Origin of the sequence: Psychrobacter sp. H7-1 (assembly GCF_904846585.1) — a bacterium.
GTDB lineage: Bacteria > Pseudomonadota > Gammaproteobacteria > Pseudomonadales > Moraxellaceae > Psychrobacter > Psychrobacter raelei.
The window spans coordinates 1-23,807 of sequence record NZ_CAJHBH010000033.1 but is presented as its reverse complement, the minus strand read 5'-3'; the positions used below and the strand labels follow the sequence as shown (position 1 = coordinate 23,807).

Below are 23,807 nucleotides of genomic sequence, written 5' to 3'. Positions count from 1 at the left end.
ATTGACTCAACTTAAGCGCTCTAGTCATACAGCGTATGGTCTATAGGCGGTAGTGGTGGTACGGCTATAGGCTCAGCAGGCAGCGCGCTTTGAGGTGCACTGCTTGGTTCAGCAACGCTCGCTGGCACCGGATTGGCAATCGCTCTAACAGCAGTGCCATAGACAAAAAGCTCAGAGGCACCTTGAGCAATACTTGAGGTCGAAAAACGCAGTCCCACCACCGCATCAGCCCCTAGCGCCTCGGCCTTCGCCAACATGCGATCTATCGCCTCTTGCCGCGACTCTTCTAATAGCTCGGTATAAGCGGTCAATTCGCCACCCACGATATTTTTTAGGCTGGCAAAGATATCCTTACCCACATGCTTTGAGCGCACGGTACTGCCATACACCACATCTAATCGCTCAGTGATGGTGTAGCCTGGCAGATGTTCAAGATTGGACAGTAGTACGCTCATCACTTACTCGTCAGTGTTAAATAACAAAAACAGCTCGCTTAGATTTCCTTCAATACTATTAGCCATTTGAGCCAAAGCATCGTCATCACGGCGGATAGCGGCCAAATCCTCATCTTCTTCACCGTCCACAGTATCGATACCACTAAATACCATCATCGGTAAAGTGAGCATGGCCACATCTTCAGAGCTGTCTTCATCGCTAAACCAGTCCACATTCTCATCGCCATACATAGCATCAACGAAGCCGATGGACCAAGCGGTAAGCTCTGAGTCGGGTGAAAAATCCATCTCACCAGAATCTTCATCGATATCAAGCGGTAAGGCAATGCCCTCTTCGCTTTGTAAATCTTCTAGAAGCTCAGCACGCCACTCTTTTACTGCCGCTTTCACTGCAGCATCAACTTGGGCATCTTGGCCTTCAAATAAGAGCGACAACCAGTTTGGTAATGGCTTACCGACGATAGTAGCGGTCAAAAATCCGTGGGTAGCCACGCTATCAAGGCCATGTTTGTTGGCATCAGAATCTAAGAAGTCTTGTAGCTCATCTAAGGTCATAGGGGTCTCTTTATTGGGTGATCAGTTGGGTGACAAATTGGGTGATCAGTTGGGTGATAAATTTGGGGTAACTTGGCGTTTGCCATATTAGTATTTGGGCTATGTTTTAAGTAATCTTACCGCTAAACAGCTTGATATGCTATCTAGACTAAGCTCAGTATTGGCTGCCGCTGCTTATCAAGCCATATATCCTCATATAAACAGCAGCAAGCACTGATGAGTCCGCTAAGCCATCACTTAGCATAGACTAAAAGAAATCATTGAGAGATGCTAACTAGAAACGGTGGTGAGGATGAGGGGTAATCGCTTTTGAATGAGCCGCTATTGAGACAGCAATAACAATCTACCTGCGACACTATGACTTGCATGAAGTGATTTACTTGAAGCGACTGAGTTAACATGTCGACCTAAGTAATTACCTTGCAGGGGGTAACAAATGCGGCTAGCACAGGCTAACCGCAGCCATTACTCATCATCCAAGTCGTCGTCGAAATCATCGTCATCTAGATCATCATCGAAGTCATCGAAATCGTCATCGAAGCCATCTTTTAGTTCACGTTCTAGACGCTTTTCTTCTAGCATATTATCGATAAGACGGCGTTTTTCTAGGCTGGTTAATCGCGCAGCTTCGGCTTCGGCCTCATCTACCTTTTTGGCATCATCGTCATCTTCGAAATTATCATCATCGAAATCATCAAGATCATTATCACTCATGTCTTTATCCTCTTATCTTAATGGTCTGATTTGACCGATTGGGTTTGATTGGTCGGATATCAGTTAATTAACACTCAGCCGTCCCAATTCGCGGACAGTTATCAGGCTCATATTTGCCTGTTATTAATTAACCTATACCGGTTATTGTAAAAACGCTAGTTTAATTAAGTTAGGCTATTTAGTTAATAGGTAATAGCACATTTAATTTAGCGCAGAGAGCAATACTGCATTACGCACTTCAATCAAGCGCTGCATCATAGAATCGCTCACTCCTTGCAGTGACGCGCAGTCTCGCTCATATACTGTGGTTGGTTTTTTTAGGTTATCTAATTGGATATAACCACGTAGCTGCTTGATACCTTCGACCGGTAATAACGCAAAAATATCACTGGCTTTGGCTTTATTGTACAGTAGCTGCTCAAGCTTATCTGCGGTCGCCTCATCACTCACCCCAACCATCACCTCAGATGCAAAGCGCTGTAGTTCACGATGCTTAATATAAGTGACTTGATTCAGCATGACGTAAGCTTTGGCCAACATCATCGCTGCTAAAGCAGGACGGCTATGACTGGTACTGCCTACAAACTCTACCACTGCGCCATGTTCATTAAATACCGGCTTATTGTGCAGCTCAATACCAAACAAAATAGGCTGCTTTAGCATCTCATCAATGGTGCGGTGCAGCAGCTGGGTACATAGGGCAAAATAAGGCTCTGACTTTTCATAAGCTAAGGTCGTTAATAGCTTATTGGGGTCATAAAAGCGAATTTGAACACTGGCCACTTCAAAAGCTCTATTGGCCACCAAGGCCTTTTTATTGTCAGCGCTGTTCTCTATTTTGCTTGGCATGCCCGCCTGCAAACTGTCACCCTCAGCATCGGCTGCTGCATTATCATCTATTTTGGCTAAAATGTCTTGTCCTGAAGCTGATGAATTATCCGCTTGTGACAAATTATTTGCATTATCCGCCACACTGCCCTCAGCCCCATCTTCTTGCTTAGACTGAATGTAGTTATTTAGCGCCTGATGAATGCTTAAGCCATCTTTTGGCGCTTCATCACCTAAAGCTGCGCTTTGACTGCGACTGCTGCGCCCGCTCTGAGATTTTTGGGTGATTAGATAGTCTTGTACGTCGCGACTTAGCGCAGCCAACTGCTCGCGCGTAGGACGTGCGATATAGCCATACAATAACCAAATCAGCAGATGGGTAATGAGTGATCCTAAGATAAAGATCCACTGTGACGCAATAATCTCCCCATAACTGGTATCACGCAGCGTCATTTCCACTTTACCAATGACAGTGTCGCTCATAATCACTTTGCGACTGATGGTCTCACCCTCTAGAAGTTGGGCCTGACCGGTTTGTAATATTACCTCATCATCGATGTCTTTTACTGTTAAGCTGGCAACGTTATTTTCACTGGTATATCGACCAGTTAAGACACTCAAGCTAACCTTGTCTTTACTCAGTAAAGGCAGTTTAACTTCGTCAATAAGTTGCACCAGCATTCGTTGTCCTGTTTGCATTTTCAGCTCATCAAGCTGTTGGTCGGTGCTAATAAGCATCAATGTGGTATGAATCAAGAAGCTGATGAGAATAATTATGGCAAACAAGCCTTGCCGTGGCGCTAAATAGGTCATGTTATGCTAAACTTTTGTTAATAGGTAGGGGGTGCCCCATTTTTGAGCACGCTCTATTATTCCTAATCTTGCTTACGCTTACAAGGGGCTTAGCTCGCCATGACAAAAAATACTACAACTAATCATCAAAATAACCCAAATTCAGCAACTTCAGAGGCAGCCGCGACCCCCCTAAATGCCACGGCTAACTTTGCCCGCTTCGGCTCAGGCATGACCGCCCATCTAAAAGCATGGATTACTGCCTTACAAAAAGCTAACGACTTGCTGCCAAGCAATTTGCGTTTTGATGACGTAGATTTTGAACAAGGCGCCAATGACCAAGGCAAAATCTCGCTCAGCCTTATCGAGCAGCTGGAGGACTTGCCAGTTTTTGCGTTATCTGTGGTGGTACAAAAGCAGGCTTTACGCTCATCAGGCGGCAGTGAGTTGGATAAAAAAAGCGACTTTGAAGCCCACATCGCTGAGTGGGCGCAGCAAAACCCTTTGTGGCAAATTATTAAAGTGGTGCGCAGTACCGATGAGCTACAAGACCACTCAGGCAGTGACCGCTTAACCTCAGTACTCACTTACCGCTATATCTTAATGCCGAGTGACACCACCATCATGCAGCCCGGCAAAAAATCTGCTGCAGCCCGTCTGCTTGATGAGGGTATCACCGCCCATCTGCGTCAGTTTATCAATACCTTACCTATCACCAGTGACTTAGGCGGAGATGCGGCCATTGACTGTCATATTGTGTCACTAGCCAAGATGCTACGCCCGCACCGAGTGGCCGTATTTGATATGGACTCAACCTTAATTGAGCAAGAAGTCATTGTTGAGCTGGCCAAACACGCCAATATTGGTGATCAAGTCAGCGAAATTACTGAATCGGCAATGCGCGGTGAGATTGATTTTGACACCTCATTTACTGAGCGTGTAGCGCTACTTGAGGGCTTATCGACCCATGCTTTAGATGACATTCAGCAGCAGCTTACCTTATCTGCTGGTGCCCGCACTTTGCTTGCCACCTTAAAATCCTTGGGCTATTACACGGTGCTTGTCTCCGGTGGCTTTACTTATTTTGCGCAGCGTATTGCCCAGGAGCTGGGTATCGATGAGGTGTATGCCAATGAGCTGGATATCGAAGATGGTGCAGTGACTGGCAACGTACAGCTGCCTATCGTCAATGGCGAGCGCAAAGCGCTGATCGTAGAGCAGGTCGCCAAGCGCATGCAGTTGCCTTTATCTCAGGTTATCTGTGTCGGTGATGGTGCCAATGACTTACCTATGATGGCCATTGCCGACTTAGGGGTGGCGTATCATGCCAAGCCCATCGTACGCGCCCGTGCCGATGCGGCCATCAATGCCACTGGACTTGAGGGTGTGCTCTACGTGCTCGGTTACGCCGCTCAAGACTTGTTATAAGTCTATATTATAGTCATGATTATAGTTATGGTTATCGTCATGTGTGATAAATAACCGGCAACATACACCAAAAGTCTATACCTTAAAAAAACCGGACCCTACCTACTTTATTGTGGCGCTAGCGTCTGGTTTTTTTATTTGCTTTTTTTATCAAAATAAGGTTACCGCTTTGTTTCTGTCAAAAATCCACAGCGGCACTTTTGGGCACCAAGTTTTTACAAAAAATATTTTTTTAGCCGATTTTATGCACCTTAGATATGCTCTAGGCTTAGCGATGCTGTCAAATTTTTAGCAAAATTAAACGACAGTCATTGTCGTAAGTTCTATAGATATTCTTTGTATTTTAATAAAACATGGGCATAATAACTATCAACCAATCGCAACATTCGACTCACAACACACCGCTTTCGTGTTGTATCTGTTGACCGTTCATGAGGCAAATAAACATGGCAACTCTTACCATTATGGCAACCAGTCAACCTGGGCTTTATGGCACTTTATCCTGGTCTTCTTTAGGCTATATGCTTTTGACTATAGGCGTATTAGCTACTTTATTATCAGGCCGCCGCTACTTAATGGGCTATATGGCCGCAGGCATGGGCTACTGGCTGGTCATTGAAGTGCTGCAATCTATCGTGGTGACTGTCACATCTATGAGCAGTGGTTATGGTTACTTAAGCGCTTTTATTCTCAGCATTGTTTTGATGGCAAGCTTCCTTGCTTATCGTTACAAAAAACAAAGCGTTACTATGGCGCAAAAAACTGGGGTAGAGACATTAGACCGCCGTGGTCGTCCTGTGGCCACCCTTGCTAAATCTGGTATCGCTCAAGACAAATATATTGAACACACACCTATTTATAATAACTACAAACCACGTTTTCGTAATTAAAACTTATTAATCAAATATTTAGCAATCATAACCTTATCTATTTAAGCCCCACCGTTTGATGGGGCTTAGTTATTGTAGCGGCTGTCAGCGTAGAGCACGGGGCACAGTCGCTATAAGGTGTTACTTAGCTTTGCAAAAAAGCTCACAATTGGCAATACTAAATCACAAGGATATGTTCTAAAATGCCTGTATGTTATTCGCTTAACTTATCATTTGATTGAGTGTTTGATCGAGCGATTATTTGATCAACTTACAGCTTAGCTTATCTATTGCTTAATGGCTTGCCCAATCCTTAATGTGTTGTTAGCTTTCACTCACTGGAAAATTTTGGACCTTATTATGTTTACTCTTCCTATCCTAAATATCAAAGCCAACCCTTTAGATGCCCTACTGGCCGCTGTTGGCTATCGTCTGGCTATGCTGGCCAAAAGTGATGATCCTAACATTGCTAAAATCCTAAATGACCGCAAAGTAAGCATTGAGCTTGGCAGTAAAGCGGACGGCGTGGCTCGCTATTATGTTTTTGATAATGGCAGTTTTAACCAGTATTCAGGTAGCGCCAATAACCCAAGCTTACGTATTGATTTTAAAGACTCAATGACTGGCGTAAAACTATTAACAGGTGGCAATGTGGCAGCATTTATGACCGCCATTCAAGACAAAGAATTGGTTATGGAAGGTGATTACAGCCTACTTATGTGGTTTAACCAATTGGCCAAGCACATCGTGCCAGAGATTCCTGCAGAGGTAAAACCTTTATTAGAAAAGGCGCGTCCTTTGGCCGAAAAAGCGCAAGGTGTTGCCTCACAGCTTATCGGTATGGCAAAACATAAACTGTCTAAATAACTAAAGTGGTCTAAAGCTTAGATGGCTAGACTCTAAAACGCCTTCTAGATAGATAACTTTTTAGTTTTTAGATAGTTACTGCCGTCAATAACCCCTCCTATCTTAAACCGCCTAAGCTTCTTGTCATAAGCTTGGGCGTTTTTTATGGGTGCTATCGACGCTTAAACGGTTAAGCGTTTTGTATTTTTTTATCTTGCTAATAAAATGTTACAATTAGGCTAATTTTTTATATTTGACCCTACCCCAGTTAACAAAGGAATGTTTTATGAGCTTTTTGGCCACCTTAAAAGAACCAGGCACCAGCGTTTGCTTAAAAAATGAGCCGGCTCAAAGCCCGAGCCTACATGACCATGCCCCCTCTACGGCTGCTATTAGCCGCGAATATATCGCCAATCTTTTTGATATGCCATTTATGGATCTGCTGCTAAAAGCTCAAGGTGTGCACCGTCAGCACTTCACTGCCAATGCCGTACAAATCAGTACCCTGTTGTCGATTAAGACCGGCAACTGTCCTGAGGACTGTGGCTATTGCTCTCAATCTGGCCACCACCGAGATACTACGGGGCTACAGGCCGAAAAACGTCTTGAGATTGATAAAGTCATCGCCGCCGCTAAGCGAGCTAAGGCTTCGGGCTCTTCACGCTTTTGCATGGGTGCAGCATGGAAGCATCCGAGTGCCAAAGATATGCCTTATGTTGCTGAGCTGATTAAAGAGGTTAAGGCTTTAGGACTTGAGACTTGCATGACGTTAGGTATGCTCACCGCTGAGCAGTCAGAGCAACTGGCTGAAGCTGGACTTGATTATTACAACCATAACCTAGATACCTCTCGGCGCTATTATGATGAGGTGGTGAGTACACGCAGTTATGATGAGCGCTTGCAAACCATCGATCACGTACGCAAGTCAGGTATCAATGTCTGTAGTGGCAGTATTGTGGGCATGGGTGAGAGCCGTGAAGACCGTATTGATTGGGTGCTTGAGCTGGCCAGTATGCCGCTACCCCCAGAGTCTATTCCAGTCAACTTATTGGTGCCCATTCAAGGCACGCCTCTTGGCGATAAGGTGCTTAGTGAAGGCCAGCTGCCGGTGCTAGAGTGGATTCGCACCATCGCGGTGACTCGTATTTGTTGTCCCAGCAGTTATGTACGGCTATCGGCAGGACGTGAGAGTCTGTCTGATGCTGAGCAGGCTCTAGCCTTCATGGCAGGGGCTAACTCGTTTTTTTATGGCGATAAACTGCTCACCACCGGCAATGCCAGTCAATCTAATGATGATAGAATGATGCAGATGCTTGGACTTATCCCTGAAGCACCTAAGCCGAAGCTTACTGTGATTGATGCGCTAAGTGGTCATCAAAGTCAGCTATAATAGGGGGATCAACCCTTAACTGAGTAATGTGATTATGCCTGAGTATTTTAATTGGATAAAAGCGGCGCACGTCATCTCTATGGTCTGCTGGTTTGCGGCTATTTTCTATCTGCCACGGCTGTTTGTATACCATGCGATGAGTGAAGATAAGGTGAGTCAAGAGCGCTTTGCAATTATGGAGCGTAAGCTATATCGCGGTATCATGACCCCATCTATGATAGCCACCTGGGTATTTGGTCTATGGATGCTTAGCTTGGGATGGGAGGTGTATAAAGCCCAAGGTTGGCTACATGTGAAGCTACTACTGGTGGTGCTGTTGTCAGGCTATCATGGCATGTGCGGGGCTTACCGAAAAAAGCTTATCGACAATCCTCAGTACAAAACCCATGTGTTCTGGCGCTGGTTTAACGAAATCCCTGTGTTTGTGTTGATCGCTGTGGTGGTGCTGGTTATCGTCAAACCCTTTTAAAATCTTAAAATAAAAAATAAACCCAGAGTGTCACCCTCTGGGTTTATTTTTTTTGGCGTAATATACGACTCGGTGAGCGCTTAGCTTAAGTGTCATAAGCTAGGACGAATCACATTATAAGTATGCGACACATCATACACTTTATAGCGGGCCGGCTCATTGCGCCGCTCTCCGGCATAACTTAATATCAGTGCTTGATTGTTAGCACGGTTGAGCCAGCCTACGAATAAGCCGCTGTGCTCGACATCATTATAACTGTGATTGATATAATACAGCCAATCGCCCGGCTGAATCTGATTGGTATCGATAAAGGGGCCAACCTGATACGCTCCCTTAAACACCGTTTCACGTGCCACGCCGGCTCGATTAAAGGCCGCATTTAGATAGTCCCAGCACGAGCCTTTAATAATCTCCTTATTATCAAGCGCCATCTGTCGTGCCACTTGCAATACTTGCTTGCTGGCAGGTGCCGCCACTTGTTCAGCGCGGTACAGGGTTTCTATGTAATCGCTATCAATATTAGGCGCTGCGGCGTAATTTTGATAGAAGCTTGGATGCGTGGTATTTAAATAGGCAGTGCTTAATGGGGCTCGTACGGCAGGGGCTTGCGCATAGCTTTGGTTTTTTGTGCGGATTAAATCTGCCAAGTCATCGGCATGTAGCATAGGGCTTGCCAGCAGTGTCAGCCACAAAGCTGAGCGCACCCAAGGCTTGGACTTAAGATGATAACGCTGATGGGATAAAGTGTTAAAGGCGCAACGGTTATTCATGTTTAAAGTGGACACATCCATGTGACCCTCCTTAACAAATAAGCTAATTTCAAATAAGGCAGCCATGTCACTGCCTTAACATACCGCTTAAAATATAAACCAGTTAACGCCCTAAACTCAAGAAGATTGCATCTTAATATTGGCATTGCGCTTACCAAGGCTTTGGCCTTGCAATATGGCCTGCATCACTTCAGCCTCTTTTTGACTCTCGAAGCCTGAAATCTGATAACGCACACTGCCTTTATCATCACAGATGATCAGCTGAGTACCTGTAACACTAATACTATTATCGGGTTGCACCGCCACTTGTTGGGTCTTACCCAGCAGATTGTGTACGAAGCCACCTGAATACACCTTTAAGATACCAGAGCAAATGTGGCTATTATCGATTTTTTGCTTATGACGCATCTTATTAAACAAAAAGCTTCCCACAATCAAAACGGCTAGGGCTCCAATGGCCAAGCGCTCAGGCAGCAAGCTCATTGCCATGGCCACACCCACAGCGCCGATTAATAATGCCACCCCAAACCAAAACAGCCCATCTGTACCGCCTTGGGCTTTACCCGATAGCGTAATATTAGCGCCATTTTCAGTCACTTGTAGCATAATTAACCCATAAAAGTTAGCAGTTTATAACAGGCTTACCAGCCCAGCGCAGTTTGTTGTAGTTTTACCAAGTCAGCAATGCCTTTTTCGGCCATGGCCAGCATTTTATCGGCTTCTGCACGGGTAAATGGCTTCTCTTCAGCTGTGCCTTGGATTTCGATAAATTCACCCTTTTGGGTCATTACCACATTCAAGTCAGTATCACAGCTGGAGTCTTCTTCATAGTTCAAATCCAGTAATACCTCACCGTTTTTGACACCGACAGAGACCGCTGCCACTAAGCCAATTAGCGGATCGGCTTTGAGTTTTTTCTTTTGCTGCAGCACCTCTAGCGCATCAATAAGGGTGATGGCTGCCCCAGTAATACTAGCGGTACGGGTGCCACCGTCGGCTTGCAGCACATCACAATCTAGATAGATGGTATTCTCGCCAAGCTTGGTTAAATCCACCATAGCTCGTAGGCTACGCCCAATAAGACGTTGAATCTCTTGGGTGCGGCCAGATTGCTTACCACGCGCCGCTTCACGTTGGTTGCGGGTATTGGTGGCTCGAGGTAGCATGCCGTATTCTGCGGTGACCCAGCCTTGGCCCTTTCCTTTTAACCAACGTGGCACACCGGCCTCCACACTGGCGGTGCACAAAACTTTGGTGTCACCAAAGCAGACCAGTACAGAGCCTTCAGCATGTTTGGTGTAATTACGCTCAAAAGTCACTGTGCGCAGTTGGTCAAGCTCGCGGTTATCTATACGCATTGCTACGGGGTATCCTTTATTTATCATTTATAGTAAAAATTGGGTATAAAAATCAGGCCACAATCGAAAAAAACCTTCAATTTCGCCTTCATCGTAACTTGATGACCCTGCAATAGCAAGGCCAATGCAGGGTCTTAAGCAAGAGTTATCGGACGGCAGAGCTGTCCGTCATAAGTGCTTATTTTAGCAGTTATCTGGCTATTTATAAGCAGCATATGTAAACAACCTACCAATCTGATTATTCTAAGCCTTCGATCTTACGCAGCTCTTTACGCAGGATTTTGCCAACGTTTGACTTTGGTAGCTCATCCACAAACTGCACATGACGCGGGCGCTTATAACCAGTTAACTGCTTTCTACCGAAGTCTAGCAGCTCTTTTTCGGTGACACTGGCGCCTTTTTTCTTGACTACGAAGATTTTGGGATCCTCACCGCGCTCATCATTAGGAATACCAATGGCACCTACTTCCAATACAGCAGGATGCTGCGCCATAGCCTCCTCAATCTCATTAGGATATACGTTAAAACCTGACACCAAAATCATGTCTTTTTTACGATCAACGATTTTGATAAAGCCTTTTTCATCTAAGATACCGATATCACCTGTTTTGAAGTAGCCATTTTCGGTGAAAGCCTCTTTGGTTTCTTCAGGACGATTTTGATAGCCAACCATCACTTGTGGGCCCTTCACACAAATCTCACCGCGCTCACCAATCGGCATGACCTGACCGTTATCATCGATTAAGATAATATCGGTATCGGGGGCAGGCACCCCAATTTTGGCGGTGAATTCAGAGATGTTCATGGGGTTAAAACTGACCACAGGCGAGGTCTCAGACAAGCCATAACCTTCTACGATAGGCAGACCAGTGGCTTCATGCCAAGCTTTTGCGACGCTGGGTAGAACAGACATGCCACCGCCAATGGAGGCTTTTAGGTTTGAAAAATCCAAATCTTTGAACTTCTCATGATGCACCAAGCCATTGAATAAAGTATTGACAGAGGGGATAAAGGCCGGCTTATACTTATCAATCTCTTTAATCAGGCCATCTAAGTCGCGTGGATTTGGAATAAGTAGGCCGGTATAGCCTTTATACATGGTATACATACCGCACACCATAAAAGAGAACACGTGATATAAAGGCAGCGCTGTGAGGATAACTTCAGTGCCATTTGAGTCACCAAAAGCGGCGTCCATTACCGCATTGATCTGTAGCATATTGGCAATTAAATTACCGTGCGTTAGCATAGCGCCTTTGGCTACCCCTGTGGTGCCACCCGTATATTGCAGCAAAGCCACATGACTTAAGTCTAACGTAGGACGCTGATATTCATGAGCGGAAACCGACTCTAAGGCGTGCTTATAAGACACACTACCGGGCAATGAATAACTGGGTACCATTTTTTTGATATGGCGAACGACCGTGTTGACCACAAAGCCTTTTACCAGCCCCAACATGTCACCCATACTACAGATCACCACATGCTCTACACTGCCTTTGTCTGTTACATCTTCAAAGGTCTTGGCAAAGTTTTCTACGATAAAAATCGCTTTAGCACCACTGTCATTGATTTGATGTTCAAGCTCATGACTGGTATACAGTGGGTTCACATTGACCAAGATCATACCTGCACGCAATACGCCTAAAGCTACCACAGGATACTGCAATACGTTGGGCATCATTGCTGCCACTTTATCGCCCACCTTTAGACCCAGTGACTGTAGATAAGCGGCTATCTGACGGCTTTTGGTATCCAGCTCACGATACGTGATCGAGCCACCCATACAGATATAAGCATCGCGATTACCAAAACGGGCGAAGTTACGTTCAAATACTTCTAATAAAGAGGTGTCATCGGCGGGGCGTTCGATTTGTGAAGTAATGCCATAGCGCTCATAAGATTCAAACCAAGGACGGTCACTGGGGATATCAGGATAAGTAGGATAGGTTCCGTGAAGATCACTTAGCTGAGTGTTCTGGGTAGAATTTGAAGCTGCTGTCATGGCATTACCTGTAATATGAAGGGTTGGTTAATTTTATATAAATTTTAGTTGGTTTTAGAGAGTAAAGTTATGATCAAGATTTTAGCAAATTAACTTTTTAGACACTGTTGTTTGGTGATGTCGTTTAAATAATTTTACTAAAATAAACGTTTGTGTCTTACGGATTACCGTGGTATTCAAGCGACCTCTGTATTTTAGGCCTGTACTGCCTATCGTACGGGCAATAAGGCTATTTTTTACTGATTTTTTAGACAAAAAAAGGATACGATTAATGCTCGTATCCCTTCCTTGTGAACTTTTTAATTGTACTCGTTAACCAATCAAACTTAAAGCATGAGATTGACACAGCGTGTATAGTTAATATTAAGCTTTACTTTTCGCCGCTTCCATTTCACGCAAATCTTTACGTAAGATTTTACCCACGTTCGATTTAGGCAACTCATCAACGAACTCAACAATGCGAGGACGCTTATAGCCAGTTAGGTTTTCTTTGGCGTAATCAAGTACTTCTTGCTCAGTTAAACTGTCATCGCTACGTACTACGAAAATTTTGGGCTCTTCACCACTCTTATCACTGTGCACACCAATCACACCGCACTCTAAGATTTTTGGATGGCCACTCATCACATCTTCAACTTCGTTAGGATAAACGTTGAAGCCTGATACAATAATCATGTCTTTTTTGCGATCAACAATCTTAAAGTAACCGTCTTCATCCATCACCCCGATATCACCGGTACGGAAATAACCGTCCTCAGTCATAACCTCAGCAGTGGCATCTTCACGTTTCCAGTAGCCTTTCATTACCTGTGGGCCACGCACACAAATCTCGCCGCGCTCACCGATAGCCACTTCATTACCTTCATCATCAATAATGGCCATATCCGTTCCAGGAAATGGGACACCGATGTTACCTGGGAACTCATCTAATCCCAGTGGGTTGGCTGAGGCCACAGGTGAGGTTTCTGACAGACCGTAACCTTGCACAATGACGTTACCTGTACCCGCTTTCCACTTAGCTGCCGTGTCTTTTAGCACCGCCATACCGCCGCCCATAGACATCTCAAGCTTGCTATGGTCAAGAACACGGAAGTGCTCACTGTTAATCAAACCGTTAAATAAAGTGTTCACCGCAGGGAAGAAAGCAGGTGGATAGTCTTTGTAAGCTTTAATTAAGCTTTTGCCATCACGGGGGTTTGGTACCAATGAGCCAATGCAGCCTTTATATAAGCCATACATACCGCATACGGTGAATGAAAAGATATGATATAGCGGCAATGCGGTCATAATAACCGGTTGCTCATTTCTTTCGATGAATTTATCAAAAGCATTACCAATATAAGTATCGGCCTGTAGCAAGTTGGCCACTAAGTTACCATGGGTAAGCATAGCGCCTTTGGCCACACCTGTGGTCCCACCGGTGTACTGTAATACCGCCACATCATCTAAGCCAATATTGGTTGGGCGTTTGTATTTTTTGGCAGCGCCTACTTTAAGCACTTTTTTAAAGCTTACACTGCCAGGAATGTTATAATCTGGCACCATTTTTTTAACGTAGCGCACTACAGAGTTAACGATAAAGCCTTTGACAGGGCTCATCAAGTCGCCCATTGAGGTCACCACCACCTGATCGACCATCTTTTTGCCAATGTCTTCATAAGTCTTGGCAAAGTTTTCTAACAAAAACAAGACCTTGGTCTCAGAGTCAGATAACTGGTGCTCAAGCTCATGGGCGGTATATAAAGGGTTTACGTTAACTAAAATATAGCCTGCACGTATAATACCAAGTACCGTTAACGGCATTTGTAAGATGTTGGGCATCATCACGGCGACTTTATCGCCTTTTTGTAGGCCAAGTGACTGCAGATAGGCGGCGACTTGGCGACTATAGCGCTCTAAATCATTATAAGACAGCTCTTGATTCATGCATACAAAAGCGGTACGGCCTTCATGCTCAACGAAGCTGTGCTCAAGAATATCGATTAAAGAGGTGTTGGCGGCGGGCATTTCAAAGTCGTATTGCATACCTAGTTTTTCATAGGTCTTTAGCCAAGGTCTATCATTACGACGAAAATGACTTTGTTGATTTTCCATAATCTATAAAACTCCAAAAGTTGTGCTAAATAAGGCAGATAAGGCCGAAATTTATTGTTCAATAACAGATAAATAACTATAACGCTGATTGTTAAATCTAAAATACACTATTTAGTTGGCTTATGACAACAACATTGTGCATTAATGGCTGCAAAATAAGGAACTGACTGTTCACAAATAATAACAGAGACGCTTACGTCATCAGTTGACGTTTAGTGCTTAAAGTGCCTTTTTTATTGGGATAATATGCTTTACGATAGGCTTACTTTATAATTTTAATCATTCATGATTGCTCTTTTTTAACCTGTTAGCGCCTAAAAGATGATTAAATAAGCTTTTTTATAGGGCTTAATAATCTGTTTTTTATGCCAAGGTTATTCGCCTGTAGACGCTGCTAGGCTACGTACCAACATTTAATTTAAAAATATTAATTTAACAATCGTAAAGTGCTCAATGAATAAAATTGACCGCATAGGCAACCTTAAACTTAAAGGTTTAATGTCTATAATCGAAACCATGACCCCCTTTGTTCTTAAAAACTTTTATATGAAATAAGGCAGAAGCTTTTATTATGTCTGATATTACAACTCCCGCGTCTGTAATTCCAAACGAAGCGATGGATACCCGCTCTGTGGCTGAATTCACCGAGCAAGCTTATCTTAACTACGCCATGTACGTGATTATGGATCGTGCGCTGCCACACATCGCTGATGGTCTAAAGCCGGTGCAACGCCGTATTATCTACGCCATGAGCGAGCTTGGACTTAAGTCTACGACCAAACCCAAAAAATCTGCACGTACAGTTGGTGATGTGTTAGGTAAATACCATCCTCATGGTGACACGGCCTGTTATGAAGCCATGGTATTGATGGCTCAGCCGTTTAGTTATCGCTATCCACTGATCAGCGGTCAAGGCAACTGGGGTAGTCCAGATGACCCAAAATCCTTTGCTGCGATGCGTTATACCGAGGCCAAAATGTCAGCCTATGCCAACACCTTATTGGCTGAGCTGGGGCAAGGCACAGTCGACTGGCAGGACAACTTCGACGGCTCGATGCAAGAGCCGGTCACCTTACCTGCCCGCTTGCCCAACATCTTATTAAATGGCACCACAGGTATCGCTGTGGGTATGGCAACGGATATCCCGCCGCACAACTTAAATGAAGTGGTGCGTGCCGCCATTCGGCTGCTAAAAAACCCAGATTTATCGGTCAAGCAATTAACCCAGTCTATTCCTGCCCCCGACCTGCCCACTGCTGCTGAGATCATCACCTCTAAAAAAGACTTGCAGGCGATGTATGAAACAGGGCGCGGTAGCTATAAGATGCGCGCGGTTTATCATGTCGATCAACAAGAGAAAAATCTGGTCATTATCGATGCCTTGCCGTATCAAGTCTCAGGCAATAAAGTACAAGAACAAATTGCCAAGCTTATGATGGATAAGAAGCTGCCATGGGTGGTGGATATCCATGACGAATCAGACCACGAAAACGCTTGCCGTATTGTGCTTGAGCTGCGCTCTACTCGTGTCGATGTGGCGCGCGTGATGAGCCATTTATTTGCCAGTACTGACCTTGAGAGCAGCTACCGGGTCAATATGAACATGATTGGCTTAAATGGTAAACCGCAGGTCAAAAACCTCAAAGAAGTGCTAGAGGAGTGGCTGATCAGCCGCCGCCAAGTGGTTACTCGCCGGGTACAATTTAGATTGGATAAAATTGACAAGCGCTTACACATTTTAGCCGGTCTACTTATCGCCTATCTTAATATCGATGAGGTGATTCGCATCATTCGTGAAGAAGACGACCCCAAACAAGAGCTGATGGGCAAATATGACCTCAGTGACATCCAAGCCAATGCCATTTTAGACATTCGTCTACGTCAATTAGCACGCTTAGAGGAGATTGAACTTCGCTCTGAAAAAGACGCATTAGAGGCTGAGCGTGCCACGCTACAAGAGCTATTAGATAATCCTGAGAGCTTAACTCAGCTTATGATTGAAGAGCTTGAAGCGGATATGAAAGAGCATGGCAATGATCGTATGTCCTCTGTGGTTGAGCGTGAGGAGGCCACCGCATTAAAAGAGTCTGACTTGGTGCCAAGCGAGCCGATTACCGCCGTATTGTCTAAAGCAGGTTGGATTCGTGCTGCCAAAGGTCACGACGTTGATGCTAAAGGCATGAGCTACCGCTCAGGTGACAGCTATCAAGCGCACGTGCACAGCAAATCCAATGAGAAGATTTATATCATGGACAGTACCGGTCGCAGCTATAGTATAGAGGCGCATACCCTAGCCTCGGCGCGAGGTCAAGGTGACCCACTCACCAGCGTGTTAAAACCGCCTGCCGGTGCCAGCTTCGAGCAGCTGTTGGCCGGTGCTGATGATCAGCGCATTATCCTTGCCAGCTCACAAGGCTATGGCTTTATTAATACCCTAGGCAATCTTGAGACCAATCAAAAAGCGGGTAAAAATGTCATTAACTTTGATGCCGATGCTAAGCTGTTAACGGTTGCAACCATTGATAAAACAGACTCAGAGACGCCAGATGACGCACAGGCGTTAACTCAAAACCAAATCGCTGTGGTGACGTCAGCGGGCTATTTGCTTATCTTTGGGGTCGATGAGCTACCCGAGCAGCAGCGTGGCAAAGGCAATAAGCTGATTAACCTAAAGGCAGGCGAGGAAGTATTGGCCGTGATTGCTTTAAACAGCCATGACAGCTTAACCATCACCGCCGGCAAACGCCATGTGACACTAAAACCGATGGACTTGGCCAATTACACCAGCAAACGTGGCAACCGTGGCGGTCAATTACCGCGTGGTTTTCAGAATGTGACCCAAATCGAAGTGACTCAATAGCTTGTGACAGCAGCTATTTTATAAGGACATACCCCCTAACTAAGGACACAACCATGGTTTTTCAGACTTTATTTAACCGGGCATTTAGCGCTCACAGCGCATTAGCCGCTACGCCATTAATACTAGTGACGCTGCTGGCCAGTACCCATGCTATGGCCTCAGAGGAGTACTGTAACGGCAAGTATGATCAGGCCTCAATGAATCAGTGTGCTCAATCGGACTATAAAGACGAGGATGCTAAGCTTAATAGCGCCTATAAAACGTTAAGAAGTCTGCTTAATACTGAAGAAAAAGACCAACTAAAGCAAGTACAGCTGGCTTGGATTAGTTATAGAGACAAGGTTTGTGACTTCGAGAACAGAAACGAAAAAGGCGGCAGTATCTATCCTTTACTGACCTCTAGCTGCTTAAAAAAGCACACTGAAGTCCGGCGCAAACAGATAGAAGGTGAGATTAACTGGATTCAAGAGACGCAGCACTGAGTCCAACTCAGAGGCGGCCTCTTATAAGCTTAAATCATTGGCGACCTAATGTGACCATGGTATAACCAAGATTGGCTTGGATTTAACTTTAATAAAAAAAGAGAGTCTACCTATGTGGTTTATTTCCTCTACGCCTTTGGCAGCTGATGCGCCCATCAAGGCGATGTCTCCTATCAAGCTGCTCAGCTATACCATGCTGGGCTTATTCAGCTTAAGCGGCTGCTCTTCTTCTGACGGGAGTAACGCTCAGCTAGACCAAGGCATAGAGGCCGTGACTGAGTTTTTTGAATCGGCATCTGCAAACAGTAGCAGTGACTCTGAGTTGGAAATAGCCACTAAGACCGAGCCAGAAGCTGAGCCTGCCAAGCAGTTGCAGCCGAATACCAGTCAGCAATTCATTGGCGATACGCCCTCTCAATTGCGCTTAGCCAAAGCCTTTGCGGAGCTGCCTTATAGCGTGGATAATCTGCCTGAAAAAGCTCAGAAAGTGAATGCTGCCCAGTGGACAGAAGATGCCATTTTAGATGAAAACTTAATCCTGAAAATACAAGCCTTGCTAAATTACAATCATCACTCAGTGGGCGCCGTCGATGGCCGCTTTGGTGAGAATGTGATTAAGGCACTAAAAGTATTTCAAGAAAAACATGCCATGAAGCCCACCGGCCAATTAGACCCTGAAACTTGGGCCAAGCTCACCGAAGACCCAGCGCTTATGTCTCAACCAGTGTTGGTTAACTATACCCTCACCCCTGAGGATGTCACTTTAATCAAAAACCCTAAAGGTCAACAGTTTACGACTGTCACCGAAGCGGTTGCAGAGAAGTTTCATATGAGCCAAGGTCTACTTTGGCGACTCAACCCAGACACGCCACTTGAAGCAGGCAACACCATTGTGGTGTACAACCCGTATCAGCCTAATGAGCAAGAGGTGCACCGAGTGGTGGCCGTCAAAGCCAAAAACCTACTCTATGCTTATAATGACAAAGACGAGCTGGTCGCAAGCTATCCCACCACTATGGGCAGCGTCTATAAGCCCTCTCCGGATGGGGATTATAAGGTGCTGAGTCGCATCAAAGATCCAAGCTATAATAAAGACTTTAAAAACCCAAATACGGTCTTGCCACCCGGACCTAACAACCCTGTTGGCCGAGTGTGGATTGGTATTAATAAGCGCAGCTACGGTATTCATGGCTCGCCCAATCCTGAGAAAATCAGCCGTCAAAACTCTTCTGGCTGTGTCCGTCTCACCAACTGGGATGCCTTAGGCTTATATGGCACCATTGAAGAGGGTGCTAAAGTTGAGTTTTTATAACGTACACCATAGCCATTAACCTTAAGTTTTAAACCTCTGTGCCTTGTAAAAAGCCTGACCCTCAATTTGAGCGTCAGGCTTGTTTGTGGCAACTGATTTTATCAGATAGACCTTATGCTAAGATTGAATGGGCTTAGTTTGGTGCAGATCACTACCCCCAGCGCAGCCCCAAGATAGGAATAACTAAATCTTCCTCATCGGTTAAATGCTGCGATAGAAAGTCGGTGCCGGTGATGAGATTCTGATGCAGACGATCAGCCAGCGCCTTATCTTCTATATTGGCTTTGGCAAGCTCATCATTAAGCCCTTGTAGCTCATCGAGTAACGCATTGAGCTTCACATGATCTTTTTCTAGAATCTCAAATCCAGCTTTTAGCTGCGGATAAGAGCTGACAAAATCTGGGAAAAACCCATGGTCTTCTACGCTATGATGCTGATGTAATTTGAGCACATGGATACCAATACGCTGCAGAATCTGCGAGCGGTAATTCTCCCAATTTAGCGCCCCCATCAAATACTCTTCGCTAAGCTGACGCAAAATGCGCTGGCGCTTACGAATGTTGGTGTGCACATTGAGCCAGCCGGAAGTTTTGTACGCATAGTCAGAGGAATACCACTGATTTGACGGCAGTTTCTCATATAAAAACAGCCAATCTGACTGTAAACGGCTTTCAGGATGTCGCGGCTTCACTTCCACTTTAGCATTATCGTCCGTACTGCCAACCGTCGCTTGCGGTTGATCTGCTATCTGTGAGTTATTGATGCCCATGATAACCCTCTTGTTTTGTAGAAAAAAAATATAGTAAAGACTTATGGTCTATAATTAGTAAATTATACTAAACCAAAATTAAACAATGTTTAGTGTTAATGTAAGGACTTGTTTTTTATAATCAACCCTTCATTTGCGTATCTACAGTCATCTCTAGCTATCAAGTAAACAATAGCTGCTTTTACTCATTTTACATAAGCTCACTTCTGACTCACGTTTGGCACAAAACATATATCAAGTAAGATTAAACATTAAAGGCTTAAGGACAAGATTCGTCAGAAAATATTCCCATTTAGTAGGTTAAATAAAAAACCCCTCACTACTTAAGTAATGAGGGGTTTTATCGGTTATCGGCAGGACTAATCTGGAGAGTATTCTATCTGATTCCAGACCTGTAAGAATGTCTGTTCAAGCTGAGCCCGCATTTCAAGCGTAAGCTTAGTACATAAATGACGCAAACCATGTACCGGAATCCCCGCCACCTCGGTATAAGCGTAGTAAGATTCCATTTTACCCATTAGCGGTAATTGCTTAATGGTGATTTCTTGACCGTCACCATACTGCGCCAAAAATCTATCAAAGGCACGCCAGCCCATACAAATGATGTGCTTTGGCTCAATGCGGTCGATATCAAGCTGAGTTAATGCGTGATGCTCTCTCTGCATCTCCTCTGGCAGCTCGGCCAGTTGGGCTTGTAACACGGACTCTTTAGGCGCTGCAAAGTACGACACAAAGCTGGTCTCAGCACAGTGATTTAAACGATCACTTTCACCTAAGCAAATCACATCAATAATACGCTGGGCATAACGGCTACCTCGGGCCGCATCAGCTATATACTTACAAGGCACCGCCTTAAAATCTTGAACCACAGCTTGGGCTCGGCGCGCCTCAATATCGCCCCAGTCTTCTCGGTTACTGTGGCCTGGATTAATGCTAACGAATAACAGATCAGGGCGCTGTATCTGACCACTAATAAAGTTACCGGTATAACACAGCGGGTCATTGCCCAATACCACATTGGCCCGTGCCACAAACTCATTTATACGCCGCTGTTTGTCCTCAAAATAACCCATCATCGCTTATAGTCCTTATGCCCTTGATCATACCCAACCATCACACCTAAAAAGGCCATGCAAACAACTGCCCCTTACACATCCAAATCACTCTCACCCCCATGGGCATGTATACGGCGCTGCTCTTGGCGCTGATAGCGTAGGCCCGATCCTTTATACCACTGGGCTTGAGTGTGTTGTAGTAAATCACTCAAGCTTTGCAGTTGACCTTGCAAGGTTTGGGTTAACCAAAAATAGCCCTGCCATTCAAAAGGTAGGGTCTGCACACTCGGATAATCTGAAACCTGAATACGGGTAATGGGCCGAAACACCTCATCACTGGGGCTTCTTAATACCGCAGCTATATGACGCATAGCTTGGGTTAATTCTCGGTGATAATGATCAACTAAAATCCGATTTTCCTCATCAATAGGACTGTGAGCAAGCTTAGGCGCGGCACTCAATAGCAGGTCAATGGTACCAATAATATTGCGATGGGTACGCTGAATCATATCCAAATCTTGGATGTCTATGCCAGACTCCTTGGCCGTTGCCGCAATATGGGCTCTGACTCGCAATAGCCGCTTATTAATCTCTTTAAACTGCTCTACCATGTCTTTATTAACGTAAGTGGTCGAGGCAGTATTGGTAACACCATCAATGGCTGTTACTGTCGTGGCTCCCAAGTCTAACTGCACATGTTGGGTATCTATATTGGCCACTTCAGCAGAGCTGGGATGATGTTTATTCAGCTCCTTATCGGCCATCTCATCTTCTTCGATATCCGCTTCTGCAAAACGCTGATCTAAGCTTGGATCTGAGATATACGCCTCTACCCCATCATACATATTCGCGCAGGCTTCTAGATTATTGGCCAATAAAAAGCGCCACATTAACGTCGACTTTAACGGCAAAATTAACGTGGCCACCACCGCAAATAGGGTACCAATTAATACGTTAAACGCTCGAGCAATCCCATCAGGACCAATGCTGTTATGGCTTGAGATAACCATACACATGGTGATCCCCGTTAAAAGGCCAATGTAGCCTAGCTGCTTGATAGAGTAATAACCGATGATCCCACTAATGAGCCCGACCAACACATAATACAGCCAAGCGATGCCAAGATACCCTTGTACGTGGTGATTAATCCACAGCAGGCCTAAACCCACAACAATACCTAGCAACGTACCGAGGATACGTTCTTTGGCTTTGGTATAAATCGCACCTTGATATTGCAGCAACCCTAAGATGACGAACACAGTGATGGTGGCCCACTCTGAATGCGGGAGTTGTGTGACCTTACTGAATATTAATGAGGAAACCACCGCCACACCCAATCTAATGGAGTGCAATAAATCAGCATGCAAATAGCGAGCATAGGGCTCAAATAGAGGGGCGCTCAGGCGAGACTTTAAAGAGTAGTTCATGAGTAAAGATCGTTTTTAAAGGGCCATTAAAAAAAGTAACCATAACAAGTCGCGTAAACATGCCGGTTGTTATTTAGATAATATGTAGAGATTTGGATAATATTTAAAGATTATTAGGGCATTGTCAGTGACTGAACTACCTATTATCACTAATACCTTAATTATGAGACCCCGAGGGTGTAAAAAGCACCTCACAGTCTCTGATATCATCAAATAAGTCTGGATCTGGGGCGACATCATTTTGCTTGATCACGCTCATATCACCGGTGGTTTCCATCACCACCGCAAATACTTCTGACTTAGATTTTAGTCCATTTTTGCGCAGCACTTCTTGAATATCGCTTTTGGCCAAATTGGCACTTTTAATATTATCCCAGTGGTATTCCCCGTGGGCCATCAGTACCAATGGCTCATTATCAATCAAATCTTTTAGTGGTTTAACATTACGGCGCAGCATAGAGACCAAGGCTTGCAAAACAAACAGCATTGCCATCGCGACTAAGCCTTGCATTAAAGAGGGTGACTTCGACAAAACGGTGGACGCCAAAATACTACCTACGCCCACGGTCATCGCAAAGTCATGGCTAGATATCTTAGCAAAGCTGCGTAGCCCCATAAGCCGCGTAAACAGCATCAGACCAAAATAAATCCCCACCGCAGACAGCGCAATACCTAGCACTTGTGTTAAGTCTATCGAAAACCACTTTGACTCATCCATAATGCCCTCTTAGTTTCAGTGTGTTGTGTTGGTTTATGTGGAGGTAGCTCAATACTGTAAATGAGCGCAGGTATATATTTCTTTGCTACAACACAACAATAGCACACTCAATGTATAACAATAACTTACGCTATGGTTTTTTTTCTAAGCTATTATAAATCATGCTTTAGAGTTAATTAAAAGCATCGAAAAAATGCAGCAAATCAAAAAACTTAAATTTAACTCTAACAAGTTATATATACAATTACAATTTACAAGGAGTGTCTTATGTTTAGATGGGCTATCATATTTGCGGTAATCGCTTTATTGGCAAGTTTATTAGGTTTTGGCGGTGTGGCAGGTTTAAGCCAGAACTTCGCTTATATCTTCTTAGTCGTAGCGGTTATCTTATTCATCATTGGCTTTATTTCACGTAGAACTTAATAGCTCAATTAACAATGATTGATTAATGAGTTAGACACTTACCCTTGATGGGATCATAAGCTTAGGGCGTGTTGAACATTGGATATAAATTTCTGGCAAAAAAAATAGCGAACGGTTAATCTTTAAGTTCTCACACAAAAAAGATATCGTTCGCTATGCCTCGCACTATGCTCAAAGATGAACACTGG

Annotated in this window: 22 protein-coding genes; 9 read left to right on the top strand and 13 right to left on the bottom strand. The window is 44.6% G+C overall.

Annotated elements, in window-relative coordinates:
• Positions 1-20 precede the first annotated feature (20 nt).
• From JMX92_RS09910 to JMX92_RS09895, 4 genes are all read right to left on the bottom strand, one after another.
• On the bottom strand, positions 21-455 hold the full coding sequence (locus tag JMX92_RS09910) for a YbjQ family protein (protein ID WP_201545429.1): 435 nt from the start codon (positions 453-455) through the stop codon (positions 21-23).
• Positions 456-458: 3 nt separating this feature from the next.
• Positions 459-1,010, bottom strand: coding sequence for a YecA family protein (locus JMX92_RS09905; RefSeq protein WP_011961393.1), 552 nt, complete (start codon positions 1,008-1,010; stop codon positions 459-461).
• A 465-nt stretch (positions 1,011-1,475) separates the two neighbouring features.
• On the bottom strand, positions 1,476-1,724 hold the full coding sequence (locus tag JMX92_RS09900) for a PA3496 family putative envelope integrity protein (RefSeq protein ID WP_011961394.1): 249 nt from the start codon (positions 1,722-1,724) through the stop codon (positions 1,476-1,478).
• A 201-nt stretch (positions 1,725-1,925) separates the two neighbouring features.
• Positions 1,926-3,365 (bottom strand): hypothetical protein, encoded by a 1,440-nt coding sequence (locus tag JMX92_RS09895; RefSeq protein ID WP_201545427.1) that lies wholly within the window; start codon positions 3,363-3,365, stop codon positions 1,926-1,928.
• 99 nt (positions 3,366-3,464) lie between these two features.
• On the opposite strand from JMX92_RS09895, the gene serB reads away from it, so the two are divergent.
• The 5 genes from serB (at position 3,465) to hemJ (ending at position 8,346) form a co-directional block, all read left to right on the top strand.
• A complete protein-coding gene (serB, locus tag JMX92_RS09890; RefSeq protein WP_155587329.1) occupies positions 3,465-4,772 on the top strand; it encodes a phosphoserine phosphatase SerB in 1,308 nt (435 codons plus the stop codon).
• A 446-nt stretch (positions 4,773-5,218) separates the two neighbouring features.
• The gene (gene aciT / locus JMX92_RS09885; RefSeq protein WP_011961397.1) at positions 5,219-5,662 is read left to right on the top strand and encodes an AciT family ciprofloxacin tolerance protein; all 444 of its coding nucleotides are present in this window, start codon (positions 5,219-5,221) and stop codon (positions 5,660-5,662) included.
• Between the two features lie 339 nt (positions 5,663-6,001).
• Positions 6,002-6,508: a hypothetical protein gene (locus JMX92_RS09880; RefSeq protein WP_041773365.1), complete on the top strand. Its 507-nt coding sequence runs from the start codon at positions 6,002-6,004 to the stop codon at positions 6,506-6,508.
• A gap of 265 nt (positions 6,509-6,773) precedes the next feature.
• The gene (bioB, locus tag JMX92_RS09875; RefSeq protein WP_227675341.1) at positions 6,774-7,877 is read left to right on the top strand and encodes a biotin synthase BioB; all 1,104 of its coding nucleotides are present in this window, start codon (positions 6,774-6,776) and stop codon (positions 7,875-7,877) included.
• Positions 7,878-7,911: 34 nt separating this feature from the next.
• The gene (gene hemJ, locus JMX92_RS09870) at positions 7,912-8,346 is read left to right on the top strand and encodes a protoporphyrinogen oxidase HemJ (protein WP_110817106.1); all 435 of its coding nucleotides are present in this window, start codon (positions 7,912-7,914) and stop codon (positions 8,344-8,346) included.
• A gap of 92 nt (positions 8,347-8,438) precedes the next feature.
• Here hemJ and JMX92_RS09865 read toward each other — a convergent pair whose 3' ends face one another.
• The 5 genes from JMX92_RS09865 to JMX92_RS09845 all read right to left on the bottom strand — a co-directional run bounded on the left by JMX92_RS09865 (position 8,439) and on the right by JMX92_RS09845 (position 14,573).
• The gene (locus tag JMX92_RS09865) at positions 8,439-9,137 is read right to left on the bottom strand and encodes a hypothetical protein (protein ID WP_227675340.1); all 699 of its coding nucleotides are present in this window, start codon (positions 9,135-9,137) and stop codon (positions 8,439-8,441) included.
• A 96-nt stretch (positions 9,138-9,233) separates the two neighbouring features.
• Complete coding sequence (locus tag JMX92_RS09860; protein ID WP_201545423.1) at positions 9,234-9,722, bottom strand: hypothetical protein; 489 nt, start codon at positions 9,720-9,722, stop codon at positions 9,234-9,236.
• A 35-nt stretch (positions 9,723-9,757) separates the two neighbouring features.
• On the bottom strand, positions 9,758-10,474 hold the full coding sequence (gene rph / locus JMX92_RS09855) for a ribonuclease PH (protein ID WP_201545421.1): 717 nt from the start codon (positions 10,472-10,474) through the stop codon (positions 9,758-9,760).
• A gap of 238 nt (positions 10,475-10,712) precedes the next feature.
• On the bottom strand, positions 10,713-12,479 hold the full coding sequence (locus JMX92_RS09850) for an AMP-binding protein (RefSeq protein WP_155587331.1): 1,767 nt from the start codon (positions 12,477-12,479) through the stop codon (positions 10,713-10,715).
• A gap of 363 nt (positions 12,480-12,842) precedes the next feature.
• A complete protein-coding gene (locus tag JMX92_RS09845; protein WP_110817110.1) occupies positions 12,843-14,573 on the bottom strand; it encodes an AMP-binding protein in 1,731 nt (576 codons plus the stop codon).
• A gap of 571 nt (positions 14,574-15,144) precedes the next feature.
• Between JMX92_RS09845 and parC the strand changes: the two genes are divergently transcribed.
• The 3 genes from parC (at position 15,145) to JMX92_RS09830 (ending at position 19,227) form a co-directional block, all read left to right on the top strand.
• On the top strand, positions 15,145-17,433 hold the full coding sequence (gene parC / locus JMX92_RS09840; protein WP_011961406.1) for a DNA topoisomerase IV subunit A: 2,289 nt from the start codon (positions 15,145-15,147) through the stop codon (positions 17,431-17,433).
• 53 nt (positions 17,434-17,486) lie between these two features.
• Positions 17,487-17,915 (top strand): lysozyme inhibitor LprI family protein, encoded by a 429-nt coding sequence (locus JMX92_RS09835; RefSeq protein WP_201545419.1) that lies wholly within the window; start codon positions 17,487-17,489, stop codon positions 17,913-17,915.
• Positions 17,916-18,027: 112 nt separating this feature from the next.
• A complete protein-coding gene (locus JMX92_RS09830) occupies positions 18,028-19,227 on the top strand; it encodes a L,D-transpeptidase family protein (protein WP_201545417.1) in 1,200 nt (399 codons plus the stop codon).
• A gap of 151 nt (positions 19,228-19,378) precedes the next feature.
• Here the strand turns inward: JMX92_RS09830 and JMX92_RS09825 are convergent, their stop codons facing one another.
• The 4 genes from JMX92_RS09825 to JMX92_RS09810 all read right to left on the bottom strand — a co-directional run bounded on the left by JMX92_RS09825 (position 19,379) and on the right by JMX92_RS09810 (position 23,196).
• Complete coding sequence (locus JMX92_RS09825) at positions 19,379-19,996, bottom strand: hemerythrin domain-containing protein (RefSeq protein ID WP_011961409.1); 618 nt, start codon at positions 19,994-19,996, stop codon at positions 19,379-19,381.
• Positions 19,997-20,355: 359 nt separating this feature from the next.
• Positions 20,356-21,072, bottom strand: coding sequence for a hypothetical protein (locus JMX92_RS09820; RefSeq protein WP_201545415.1), 717 nt, complete (start codon positions 21,070-21,072; stop codon positions 20,356-20,358).
• A 71-nt stretch (positions 21,073-21,143) separates the two neighbouring features.
• Positions 21,144-22,478: an FUSC family protein gene (locus JMX92_RS09815; protein ID WP_155587336.1), complete on the bottom strand. Its 1,335-nt coding sequence runs from the start codon at positions 22,476-22,478 to the stop codon at positions 21,144-21,146.
• 157 nt (positions 22,479-22,635) lie between these two features.
• Positions 22,636-23,196, bottom strand: a complete 561-nt coding sequence (locus tag JMX92_RS09810; RefSeq protein WP_110817117.1) for a DUF421 domain-containing protein — start codon at positions 23,194-23,196, stop codon at positions 22,636-22,638.
• 267 nt (positions 23,197-23,463) lie between these two features.
• Here JMX92_RS09810 and JMX92_RS09805 point away from each other — a divergent pair, with 267 nt between their 5' ends.
• A complete protein-coding gene (locus JMX92_RS09805) occupies positions 23,464-23,619 on the top strand; it encodes a DUF1328 domain-containing protein (protein WP_011961414.1) in 156 nt (51 codons plus the stop codon).
• Positions 23,620-23,807: the final 188 nt, after the last annotated feature.